This window comes from Microseira sp. BLCC-F43 (genome assembly GCF_041929235.1).
In the GTDB taxonomy this organism is placed as follows: domain Bacteria; phylum Cyanobacteriota; class Cyanobacteriia; order Cyanobacteriales; family Aerosakkonemataceae; genus Microseira.
This window is the reverse complement of the sequence record NZ_JBHFNP010000143.1, coordinates 1-11,951: the sequence shown is the minus strand read 5'-3', so window position 1 is coordinate 11,951 and position 11,951 is coordinate 1. Positions and strand designations below refer to the sequence as shown.

The 11,951-nt window shown below is 44.8% G+C and carries 11 protein-coding genes; 3 read left to right on the top strand and 8 right to left on the bottom strand.

What is annotated here, in order from left to right; translation table 11 throughout:
* Positions 1–177: 177 nt before the first annotated feature.
* The 4 genes from ACE1CM_RS20125 to ACE1CM_RS20110 form a co-directional block, all read right to left on the bottom strand.
* Positions 178–1,551 carry a hypothetical protein gene (locus ACE1CM_RS20125; protein ID WP_374879709.1) on the bottom strand — a complete coding sequence of 458 codons (1,374 nt, stop codon included), beginning with the start codon at positions 1,549–1,551 and terminating at the stop codon, positions 178–180.
* 48 nt (positions 1,552–1,599) lie between these two features.
* Positions 1,600–1,920: an acyl carrier protein gene (locus tag ACE1CM_RS20120; protein WP_374879707.1), complete on the bottom strand. Its 321-nt coding sequence runs from the start codon at positions 1,918–1,920 to the stop codon at positions 1,600–1,602.
* A 164-nt stretch (positions 1,921–2,084) separates the two neighbouring features.
* Positions 2,085–2,864: a helix-turn-helix domain-containing protein gene (locus tag ACE1CM_RS20115; protein WP_374879705.1), complete on the bottom strand. Its 780-nt coding sequence runs from the start codon at positions 2,862–2,864 to the stop codon at positions 2,085–2,087.
* 168 nt (positions 2,865–3,032) lie between these two features.
* Positions 3,033–4,868 carry a fatty acyl-AMP ligase gene (locus tag ACE1CM_RS20110; protein WP_374879703.1) on the bottom strand — a complete coding sequence of 612 codons (1,836 nt, stop codon included), beginning with the start codon at positions 4,866–4,868 and terminating at the stop codon, positions 3,033–3,035.
* A gap of 883 nt (positions 4,869–5,751) precedes the next feature.
* Here ACE1CM_RS20110 and devC point away from each other — a divergent pair.
* Positions 5,752–6,954, top strand: coding sequence for an ABC transporter permease DevC (gene devC / locus ACE1CM_RS20105; protein ID WP_374879701.1), 1,203 nt, complete (start codon positions 5,752–5,754; stop codon positions 6,952–6,954).
* A 179-nt stretch (positions 6,955–7,133) separates the two neighbouring features.
* On the opposite strand, the gene ACE1CM_RS20100 is transcribed toward devC, so the two are convergent.
* Positions 7,134–7,985 carry a neutral zinc metallopeptidase gene (locus ACE1CM_RS20100; protein WP_374879699.1) on the bottom strand — a complete coding sequence of 284 codons (852 nt, stop codon included), beginning with the start codon at positions 7,983–7,985 and terminating at the stop codon, positions 7,134–7,136.
* 290 nt (positions 7,986–8,275) lie between these two features.
* Here ACE1CM_RS20100 and ACE1CM_RS20095 point away from each other — a divergent pair, with 290 nt between their 5' ends.
* Positions 8,276–8,524, top strand: a complete 249-nt coding sequence (locus tag ACE1CM_RS20095) for a hypothetical protein (protein WP_226594560.1) — start codon at positions 8,276–8,278, stop codon at positions 8,522–8,524.
* A gap of 42 nt (positions 8,525–8,566) precedes the next feature.
* Positions 8,567–8,869, top strand: coding sequence for a hypothetical protein (locus tag ACE1CM_RS20090; protein ID WP_374879697.1), 303 nt, complete (start codon positions 8,567–8,569; stop codon positions 8,867–8,869).
* A 371-nt stretch (positions 8,870–9,240) separates the two neighbouring features.
* On the opposite strand, the gene ACE1CM_RS20085 is transcribed toward ACE1CM_RS20090, so the two are convergent.
* From ACE1CM_RS20085 to narJ, 3 genes are read right to left on the bottom strand one after another with little or no spacing between them, the layout of a single operon-like run.
* Positions 9,241–10,431 carry a nitrate/nitrite transporter gene (locus ACE1CM_RS20085; protein WP_374879696.1) on the bottom strand — a complete coding sequence of 397 codons (1,191 nt, stop codon included), beginning with the start codon at positions 10,429–10,431 and terminating at the stop codon, positions 9,241–9,243.
* Positions 10,432–10,445: 14 nt separating this feature from the next.
* A complete protein-coding gene (gene narI, locus ACE1CM_RS20080; RefSeq protein ID WP_374879694.1) occupies positions 10,446–11,141 on the bottom strand; it encodes a respiratory nitrate reductase subunit gamma in 696 nt (231 codons plus the stop codon).
* A 27-nt stretch (positions 11,142–11,168) separates the two neighbouring features.
* Complete coding sequence (gene narJ / locus ACE1CM_RS20075; protein WP_374879692.1) at positions 11,169–11,714, bottom strand: nitrate reductase molybdenum cofactor assembly chaperone; 546 nt, start codon at positions 11,712–11,714, stop codon at positions 11,169–11,171.
* Positions 11,715–11,951: the final 237 nt, after the last annotated feature.

Below are 11,951 nucleotides of genomic sequence, written 5' to 3'. Positions count from 1 at the left end.
GGCAAGAGCCTGGGAACGCAGATCTGGAGGCTCTGCCTCCAATCTGAGGTTTTACTTAAACGAGGCCGAGGATCTGGTTTTACTTAAACGAGGCCTCGCCTCTAGGATCTCGTTCCCAGGCTCTTGCCTGGGAACGAGGAGCCTGGGAACGAGGAATGATGCCGTGCCCCTACAGGTTTAATCAACCGACATAGCAAACTGTTCAAATGCCTTGATGTTAGTTTGAATCGCCTGGTTAATAGAACCACCTTTTGCCATCACCCGCATTTCGCGATTCACAGGCCATAAATAATCAATCGGGTCAAACAGGCGACGCAAATCTGATAACAGACGTTGATGGTATTTAAAAGTTAAATGGAAACCATCATGCTCTTGACACAAGCATTTCTGCAACCACTCAATAGCTTCTTGGGAAGACATATTAAACACAGGAGACTGTAGCAACCTGTAAAACGAAAGCATGAAACTTTCATCGCTGCGGAATATGGCAGGCATACCCCCTGAAAGGCCATTTAAACCGACACTTTGCGCCCGATATATCGTCAGATTCGCTAAAAACTTCTCGTAAGCTGTTGGTTTCGGGAAGTCCTTGTACAAGTCTTGAGCAATCAGTTGAGATGTTGTCGTGTGGAACGCTTCATCCAACAGATGGAAATGGGAAACAGCGAGAGGAGATGGAATAAATTCCCCTTTCTTTTCTAATTCCTTGTAATACAAGGAATAACGATACTCATAATTCTTGATCAGCATGTTCGCCATAAAGCGCGTGACGTAGAACACGCAGGCTAAGAAAGGCGAAGTTCCGCAGTTCAAAGTAAAGAATTGTAGCAAAGGTTTGGGTGCTAAATGCCCCAATAAACCAGTCGTTTGAGCGGGAATTGACTCGCCTTTCTCTTCCAAGTTTCTCAAATATTGGGAATAGTGGCGTGCTTGATTTTTGAGTAGCACTTTATTGGTGACAAACCGCAAGGCGGAGTCCTGAAATCCCGACAAAGGCGAACTTTGCCAGTTAAAGCTAAACAATTGCGATTTCTGTCCGGGTGCTAATCTGCGAGGCGAATCGTTTTTTTTGTAGGATTTCCCCTGGATAGAAGCATTAAATGCTGCACCTAACAAATCTCGTTTCGTCTTGTAACCAATCGTGTGGAAGGCATGAATGTGGTGACGTTCCTGTGCCGTTTCTAAATCTAACTCTTGGCAGAGTGTTTCGTAACCGCCAAGGGTGCTAAAAACACCAGCCGTTACCTGATTGTAAAGTACGGCATTTGCTTCTGTGGCAGCAGTTTGATTGTATTGAGTTGCCCAATAAAGATGATTGAGCGCCTTTTTTTGCGAAGGGGAAGCTTGTTCGTAAACAGGAGTTCCGTAAAGCAAAGAAAGCTCCGGTTCGCTCCAATAATAATCGCTGTTGCTGCTGTAGTTGAAGTTTCTATCCAGTTCTTCTATTTTCTCGGTGAAATCTGATTCTGTGTTGCGTCTATAGTTGATTTCTGTGAGTTTGATATGCTTCTTGGCTGACGATTGAGTCGATGCTTCAACTGTATTTACCATGAGATTCACCTGATGTTGATTGGTCATTAGTCATTAGCAACTGAAAAATTACACCTTAACTTTGAATTCCTCAGCTAAATGCTGAGCCAAAGCCTGAATTGTCGGATAATCGTAAAGTAGAGTGGGATCGATTTTTCTTCCCATCCAATCCTCTAGATCTCCCGTCATACCGACTGCTGCTGAAGAATCTAAACCGTATTGGTCGAAAGGAATTGCGGTATCAACTTCATCCGGGTTAATTTCCAGCAGTTGAGCCAAATATGAGACTATCCACGCTTGAATTTCTGCTGCTGTTGGCGGCTGTTTACCATTATCATATTTAGCACCCGCAACGGCGGATATTGTGAGTTGAGGATTTTTGGTTTCCATTGTTTAAAGTTTTAGAGTTTTAGCGATCGCTCTGCAATCTCTGTCATCTCCAGCATTATCCAGAGGCTCGCTTTTTGATAAAGTTTATAAGATGTCAGATGCGGTGGCAATGAACAATTTGTTGATTGGACTAACAAATTTTTCGATTTGGCAGCGTTAATCAATTAACTGCGGTGGGTCCTTCTCCAAGCTTGGGGAGTTGTCCCATGAAGTTGGCGAAATTGGCGGAAGAAATGAACCTGATGCTGATAGCCTACCTTAGCAGCAATCTGCGTTACTACCTGGTCAGTTTCTAGCAGCAAATAACGTGCTGCTGCCATTCGACGTTGGATAATCCAGCGTTGCACTGTTTGTCCTGTTTGGCGTCGCATCAGGTTGGTTAAATAAGCAGGGGAATAACCAACTGCTTGGGCAACATCCCCCAAAGCAATTTGTCGGTGATAATTAGCCTCAATAAAACGGAAAACTTCACACAAGTGGGGGTCAGATGGCAAAATTGGCTCAGGGTTAGCCCAGGACGTTACAGTGGGTTCTCGGACTGAATTGTACTGTTTAGCATACCACTGGGTGAGGAGGCGTTGTTTTTCTAATTGGGTTGCGATCGCTTTCAATAATTCCTCTAACGTGCAAGGCTTGGTAATATAATCATTCGCTCCCAACTCCATCGCTTTGCGGTATTCAATTCGCTTTCCCTCAACAGTGACACAAATGAACGGGATAATTGCCGTAACCGGGTTCTGACGCAACCTAATCAAAACACCATAACCGTCGAGTTTCGGTAGGGCAATCTCGCTAATTATCAAATCGGGTAACTCTTGCTGCGCCACTTCGATGCCAATTCGACCGTTTTCAGCACCGATAGTATGGAAACCTTCAGCTTTAATACCTTCTAAAAACAGATTCCGAGTATCTGCTTGAGCTTCAATCACCAGAATTTTTTTCACTGTTTTTCCTCCCACTATTCTCAACTTGTAGGGTGCGTTAGTGAAACGTAACGCACCAACACCCGATGAATGGTGCGTTACTCTGCCAGGACGCAAACACCAAAGTTTCTCTGAAAAATCGTCGATTTAAAAACTACAGATCAAGGTGATGGCCTCCTGGTAGGAACGCTATACATGCTTGCCAATTGATAGTTTATGTAACAAGGAATTCACCTCAGCTTCTAGATGCCGAAACTTCGTTTTTCCTTGAGGATTTTCGCTCCAATCATCGACAACATTCAAACTGCCAGTGACAAATCCAGCCCGACAAGCATGGCGCTGAATCTTACCGCTTGAAGTCTTAGGAATACTTCCAGTTTTAACCAGTACCGCCGCATAAACCTGTAAAGCGTGTTCCGCCGCCACAGCTTGACGAATCGTTCCAACTATTTCATTTACATTCAGTTTCCGCAGATAAGTCCGCTCTACTTCTTGAACAATTACCAATCGTTCTTCGCCCTTTATTTCCACCGTAAAAGCGGCTGCAAAACCAGGGCGCAACGCTGGATGACTTTTTTCAACTGTCAGTTCAATATCCTGGGGATAGTGGTTTTGTCCCCGGATAATAATTACATCTTTAATTCGCCCGGTGACAAATAACTCGCCTTCTTGCAAAAATCCCAAGTCGCCGGTACGCAGAAATGGCCCTTCACCTGTGTCTGCGAGGTAGGCATGAAAAGTTTGTTCTGTTTCTTCAGGTCGATTCCAATAACCTTGCGCTACACTCGCACCCGATACCCAAATTTCTCCCACTTTCTCAGGCGGACAAGCGGTTAAAGTTTCCGGGTCAACAATCAGAATCTTCTGGTCTAAAAAAGTTTTACCGCAACCGACAATTACCCGCGTAGATTCCTGTTCTAGAACCATTTTTTTCACTTGGTTGCGTTCAAGTGCTGCCCCATCTATTTGACTAATAATCGGTGCGACTTTTCTCTGACTTCCAGAAACCATCAACGTTGTTTCAGCCATTCCGTAGCAGGGGTGGAATGCCTCTTTTTGAAAGCCGCAATCGGCGAAAGTACGAGCAAACATTTCCAGGGTTTCGGCACGGACGGGTTCGGCTCCGGTGAAAGCTACTTCCCAGCTACTGAGATCGAGACTAGCTCTTTGTTCGGGGGTGATTTTATTAATACAAAGGTCGTAAGCAAAATTAGGGCCGCCGCTCGTGGTAACTTTGTAGCGAGAAATCGCTTCTAACCAACGAAAAGGCTTTTGCATAAATGCCAATGCTGGCATCAAAATCATCGGCGCACCGACATAAAGCGGTTGCAAAACTCCGCCAATTAATCCCATATCGTGGTAAGGTGGCAGCCAGCTGACGCCTTGACTTTTGGGTGTGTCGGCGAAACTTTGATGGATGATGGCACAATTGTGCCAAAGGTTGCGGTGGCTCACAATTACACCCTTCGGCGTACCCGTAGAACCCGATGTGTACTGAAGAAAAGCTAGGGTATTTTCGTTCAAGTTTGGTTCTTGCCATACTTCTGCAAGATTGATGGAAATGTTATCCGTAGTTATCAAATGCAAATCGGTTAATTCACACTCTTGGAGGCGCTGTTTAATCGTGTCCGATAGAGATGTAGTGGTGAGTGCTAAAGTTGCTCCACAAGATGTTGCGATCGCTTGCAACCTCGACATATTCTGATTCGGTCGCGGTGGATAAGCTGGCACCGCTACAACTTTGGCGTACAAGCACCCAAAGAACGCCGCAATAAACTCCAAACCTGGCGGGTAAAGCAGCATCGCACGACAACCAACCGCATATACGCTTTGAAGATGATATGCAATCGCTCGTGCAATTCGATCCAATTGTTGATAAGTCAGCGTTCCTGCTTCTATTTCCCCATCCTGCAAAAATGTATAGGCGGTTTGATCTGGCTGATTTTGCGCTCTGTACCTCAGCAAGCTTACCAAAGTCGCAACTTCATCCCCCATATCCGTCGCATCATTCAAATACGCAATCATTTCATCCTCCACGCTCAGTAATTCCAAATCCCTACATCACCGGATTTAACTTCACACTTTCTACGCCAAGAAACAAAGGCGATCCGAAAAATCTTTGGTTTCGCAACCAGATATCGACGGTCGAAACCCGGGCAAACACCAAAGTTTCTCTGAAAAAGCCAGAAACCCAGTTTCTCAGATTGCGTCAGTCCTGAAATAGTTGGAAAATTATTTAAAAAACTGTATTCTATAAAACAAGATCGTTCATATTGACCTCCATTTAGTTGAACTTACATTTGCCATGCAACAATTTACGCACTGTCCAAACAGCCCGTAATAGAAAGTCCTAAGATTGTCGGCTTCCAGCAGTTTTGAACAACCGCCAATCGAGGAAAATTTTTCTTTCCTCTCTAGCCGACTGCGAAAGTTTTTCCAAACATATATTTATTGCAATTTGCTAACGAGGAAGTTAACACACCTTTAATCAAACTGTCTAGAGAGATGCAACATAAATGAGCGGGGATCTGCACTAATCATTCTAAAGGTATATTCAATTGAAATATATCTGTGTTGATGGATACATGAAAAATCTAAAAACAAATAGAAGCCTTAAACAGCGGCGTACATCTGCCATTGGGCATATCTTTTATTCCAAAAGTGGGGTTTTCATATGTTTGAGAATTTACAGCTAAAAAGTAGCTAAGCTACTTGATGAAATTAAATTAGCATCCTAGTATAGGATGAATGACTAAGCCATAAATAATCTGTTTTGCGGCGGGCACGATTGCTTTTGTCGCGACTGTATCATCGGCGTTTTGGTGAATCTTAACCTCCAAAGTTTTACTTGATGAATTCAGGCAGTAAATCGTGGTAATGTATGCCAATTGCCTGGACACAAACCTGCTTGAACAAGCTAGTTAAGCAAAGTTCCACCAGTCGGGAGAGCGGGAAAATGATATTTTCTATACCTTTAGCATGGCTGCAACTAACTAGAGAAAAACTGCGTCTGTTGATTGCTTTAGCGGGAATTGCTTTTGCAGCTATTCTCATGTTTATGCAATTAGGATTTCAAGCAGCTCTTTACGATAGCGCTACGCGATTCCATCAGAGTTTACAAGCTGACTTAATTTTAATCAGTACTCGCTCCAAATCTCTGGGCTATATGAGGACTTTCTCTTGGCGTCGTTTATATCAAATATTAGGCTTTAATGGCGTTAAATCTGTTAGCCCTGTATACGTCGGGTTTAGAGACTGGAAAAATCCTGAAACTGGAAATTTCAGAGCTATATATGTTTATGGCTTTCAGCTAGGAAATCCAGCTTTTAACTTTCCTGAACTAGCTGACACTCTCGACGATCTTAAACTCAATGAAAGTATTTTGTTTGATAGAGCTTCTCGTGCAGAATATGGATCTATTGCTACACAATTTCAGCAGGGGAAATCTATTATTACTGAATTAGGCAACAAAAGAGTCAAGGTTGTTGGTTTGTTTACACTGGGGCCTTCTTTTGGGGCAGATGGAAATGTAATCTTAAGCGATTTAAATTTTATCCGTCTATTTACCGATCGGAAAGTAGGACAAATTGATCTTGGAATTATTCAACTTAAACCTCAAGTTAATCCTCAAAATGTGCTTAAAAATCTCCAAGCAACCCTACCTAAAGACGTTAGAGTATTAACTCATGAAGGTTTCGTAGAATTTGAGAAAACATACTGGAAAACAAGTACATCAATTGGTTTTATCTTTACTTTAGGCGTAGGGATGGGCTTCATTGTGGGTACGGTTATTGTTTATCAAATTCTTTATGCGGATGTTTCCGATCACCTAGCAGAGTACGCAACTTTAAAAGCAATGGGTTACAAAGATTCATATTTAGAAATTGTGGTGCTACAAGAAGGAATAATTCTAGGTATTTTAGGTTATATTCCAGGATTTGCGCTCACCCTTGGTCTGTACGATTTAACTAAACAAGCTACATTCTTACCTATCGGAATGACATTAACCCGCTGTTTAATTGTCCTAATATTAACAATATCGATGTGTTGTATTTCTGGGTTAATTGCGGTGCGTAAACTCCGTAAAATAGACCCAGCAGAGATTTTTTAATTTTTCGGTTAATCACTTCAGGGTTATAAATGACGCGGGGACGCCCCGACGCTCCCGACGCGGGGAGTTTTAATTATGGGTGAAAAGCCTGAGATCGTATGATACCAAGATTCTACAGCCCTTGCCTTGCGGGCTTTGTTTGTGTAGCCGCGACTTTAGTCGTTACGGTATTTCATCGATTAAGGATTTGCCGCGGCAAAGGTATTGCATTGTTGAGGATCGCCTGTCTGAATACCCCGCTTAAACCAACGCACCCGTTGTGCAGAACTACCGTGGGTAAAAGTCTCTGGGACAACATACCCTCTCGCTCGTGCCTGCAAGCGATCGTCTCCTATACTACTAGCAGCATTGAGCGCTTCTTCAATATCGCCTTGTTCTAAAATTTTCCTGGAGCGTTGAGCGCGATTCGCCCACACACCCGCAAAACAATCTGCCTGCAACTCCACGCGCACCTGAAGTTGGTTCGCCTGTACCTGGTCTACCTGACTTTGCAATCGTCGCACTTTATCCAAAATTCCTAACTCATTCTGGACGTGATGCCCAACTTCGTGAGCAATTACATACGCCTGGGCAAAATCCCCCGGTGCTTGAAATTTAGACTTCAAATCGCGATAAAAACTCAAGTCGATATAAACTTTTTGGTCGCGGGGACAATAAAATGGCCCCATCGCCGCTTTGGCAAATCCACAAGCAGACTGCACCGCATCCGAATACAACACTAATTTGGGTTCTGTATAAGTTGAACCGCTTTGCCGGAACACTTCGCGCCAGGTATCCTCAGTATCTGCCAGTACAACGGAAACAAAATCTGCCATTTGGTCAGTACCCCCAGGGTTGCGAGGCGCGGAGGTTGTGGGGCGATCGCTCTGCTGATTTACCTGTTCCCAAACAACACTCGGATCCCCACCCAACAGCGCCACCAGCAGCGTTAACAGTATTGCCCCAATCCCGCCACCCACTACCGGCGCCGAGACTCCGGTTCCGCGTCGATCTTCAACATTCGTACTCCTGCGACCCAGCTGCCAACGCATAATCCCCTGCCCTCTTCACCCTTCTTACACTTAAGATGTTAGCGATTCCATCCCCAGAAAGCTTCTACCTGCGGATGTGCGAACAATGTGCGAGCGCCAATCTTCAGGAAGGTTCCCAGAGCTGTCACAATCAATTTTGTCAGGATTTGTTAATTTATCCAGCATAATTGAGCGATTGCGCTGTGATTTTGTAAAAATGAATACAGAAATTATTTTACTGCCTTCCCCCAAGTTTGGCTGAGGGGAAGTGTTTTTCACCAGTTTTAATCGATTTGAAATGGAGAAAGAGTATGTCACTTCAAACGATCCATACAGTTTGCCCACCAGCACCCGCGCTAGAGGGAGCGATCGCTTCAGGCTGGAATCCGGTTTGCCACATCACCTACACTCGCGATACCTGGGTTAAGCTGTTGCAACGCAAGAGTGAATACGCATTTGACGAAGCCAAGTTGCTTTGTCAAGACTCCTCAGATACCTGGGTCGCTTGGGTGCCGGATTTTGGTGAAGTTGTTCTCGATAGAAGCGATTTCTATTGTTGATTTTCTATTGTTGGTTGAGCCAAACCAGATCAACAATGCATTGTGTATTCCTTGGCTGGTATCGGAACGCAAGAGTTACAGGTATTGGAATGGTTGATTGCTATGAACGCCGAGTTACCTATTGATTGGGATGAAATGTTTGAGTATCTACCGGGGACGATTGTAGAACTCAAAGACAAACCAGGGATTTTGGATCGGATTGATTGCTATGAAACCATGATGGTGCCTCCGATCTGGTTAGCGGACGATCCGCATCCGCGCTATCCCGATGAATTGCGGATTGTGTCGCGTCGAGAAGTACAAGTTTGTGAATTAGAGTCCCAACCAGCGTTGGTAGCAACTTAATTGCCGTTCGCCCTGTTGATCGCGAGGGAGGATTTTCCAAGATGGCTAAGCGTTCAAATGCCATTCCAGAAAAATAATCACATTGGAGTTATATCGTTTTTGGTTGCATCGCAATTACAGCAGTAGGGGCACGGCAGTTGAGCAACTTGGCGCTGGCGACAAAGCTTACCGACGTTCCCTACTCATGATTTTGATCCGGCTCAACAACCCCTATAATCTTCTTCTTCTTGGCGTTCTTGGCGTCTTGGCGGTTCATTTAAAAAGGGGGTCATGGAAGCGGATTTGGTATGAGTCGAGAAATTCCGTTACTGTTTCAAACCCCATAATTAAGGGATGGTCGAACTATTTCTCGACGGTTTTCCCATAAGTTCTTAGTGGTGGACGGGGGTGGGTAGCCGTAGAAACGTGCGTCCCAGCACCCAGGCACACAGTAATCCAAAGACACTGAGCAGAATGAATCCCGGAGCATAGCTATGGGCAAGTTCCCGAAACATACCTAACTCTAGTGGCGGGAAAAACCCTCCCAATCCGCCCGCTGCACCTACTAAACCTGTGACGGTACCAACTTGTTGCGGAAAATACTGTGGTACTAATTTAAACACTCCGCCGTTGCCTAAACCGCAGAGAATAGCGCAACCTAATGCGCCAACGGTGAAGGGGACGATAAACGGGAAAGACATCAGCCAGCCGATCGCAAACATGCCCAAAAAGACATACAGCAGCAGAATTTGTCCGCCAATGCGATCGCTCAACCACCCACCCACGGGACGACACAGGGTAGCCAAAATCACAAAAAACGCAGTACGCGCCCCCGCATCCGCCGGAGTCAAACCGAAGACATCCTGAAGCAGTGTTGGTAAATAGATACTCAACGCCACAAATCCGCCAAAGGTAAGCGCATAGAATAAACTGAGCGCCCAAGTCAGTTTTTCAGTTTGCAATACGCTCAAACATTCCCGAAAAGTTTTCGGTCTAACCTTGACTGGGGGATTCTGGGCGCTGAGGGCAAAAATAATCCCCCAAGTTAGAGAAGCAATACCAAAAATCAGAAATGTAGCCGGAATCCCGATCCAACTAGCAAGAACTGGTCCGCCAAAGACGGCGACCGATTGTCCGATATTTCCCGCCCCATAAATTCCAGTAGCCATACCTTGGCGTTTTGGAGGATACCAGCGCGAGACAAAAGCGACCCCAATGGCGAAAGAACTGCCCAAAAGTCCTAAGAAAAATCCCCAAAATAGCAAGCTGTTATAGGAACGATCGCTCGCTAATGCCAGCGTCGGAACGATGCCAAAGCCTAATAGTAAGCTAAATACCCATCTTGCTCCAAAACGATCGGTTAAGATACCTGCTGGAATTCTTCCCAATGCACCCAGCAAGACGGGAATTGCTATCATCAAACTCGCTTGACTAACAGATAGTCCTAGTTCTTTTTTCAGCAACGGTGCTAAACCTGCGATTAGCCCCCAATTGGCGAAAGCGATCGCAAAAGCCATCGTTGCCAAAAATAGGCTTTTTGGGGCTGTTGGGTGTATATTTTCAGATTGGTTAGAACTGGTCATGGTAAAAATGCTCCTTAAGAATGCTCTCCCATTCCGCTAGCAGAACGTTGATTCCAAACCACGACTTGTGGAGGACGCCAAACGTATTGCAAAGGCACAGATAAAAAGTGAACTAAGCGGGTAAAGGGGAGAAGCAAAACTAAACAGAATGCCCCCACAATGTGGACTTTCACCATGATTGGAAGCGTAGCAACTAAGGAAAGATCGGGATTGAACAAAAAGAGCGATCGCAAATAAGGCACTGCTGAAGTGGCATACCAGGAGGAACCCCAGCGATAAAAGATCGCCGTCCAAACTCCTGCTACTACTTGTACTAGCAAGGCTAAAAGCAAGATCAAATCCATTGGTGAAGTCACGACTCGAATTCGTGCTTGGGAAATGCGGCGGAAAATCAGCACCAGAATGCCCCAAAGGCTGAGAAAACCCATCGCTAACCCGGTCGATTCTAGAACGTATAATCGCCAGGGGACACCATTCCAAGCTAGAAGCGATCGCGGCATCAGAAAACCGATTATATGCGCGGTGAGAATGGCGAGAATGCCGTAGTGCCAAGAAACCGAACCCCAAAACAATTGTTTGCTTTCTAGAAACTGAGACGACAGACTTGAGTAGGTAAAACGATAGTTGAAATAGCGCAAACAGGTGACGATGATGGCGACAGCGATCGCCATGTAGGGAAAGATCGCAAACAATAAGGTATTGATGGTCATAAAAACTCCTTGAAACAGGTTTGCACCTTATAAAGAACCCACTTGTACGGGCTGACGGCTGCTTTGCAAGAAACTCAACAGCGATCGCACCACTCCTGCATAAGGATTTTCTGCTTTGAAACCTTCAGTCATTTTTTCCAAAGCAGGCAACAAACAATCCTCAATTAATTCTTGGGCAAGAACCGCATCTGGTTCTAAAGTACTCAAGAATTCCAGCATCACCGACAAATGATCCGCGAGTTCATTTGGGGGCGCAGTAAACCCATGTTCCTGATATTTTTGTTGCAATTTGACGAGAAAATCAGCGCGATTAAAGTTTTCGCCAAATAAGTGAAATCCGGGATAAGGAAAACAAACAGGATTCACGTCAAAAGTGCTGGTGTAAATCTCCTCTAAGTGAGCTATAGATGTCCTGTTGACAAAGGTTTGGAACTGGTTAATTAACTCTGCTGCTTCGGGATAATCCGTCTTCAATTGGCGATGACATTCGCTAATTTCTGCGGGTAATTCAGGAGATGGATAGGTGAAAAGTGCAGAGAAAAGTCGATAAATCGGTTGAAGTTGTGTCTTCATCTTTCATTCTTCATTCATTTTTGGGCAGAGGTTTGTAGTGAGGACTTCAGTCCTCAGAATAAGGGCTAAAGCCCTTACTACAAACAGTTCTACAGAGGTTCGTAGTGAGGACTTCAGTCCTCAGAATAAGGGCTAAAGCCCTTACTACAAACAGTTCTACAGAGGTTCGTAGTGAGGACTTCAGTCCTCAGAATAAGGGCTAAAGCCCTTACTACAAACAGTTCTACAGAGGTTCGT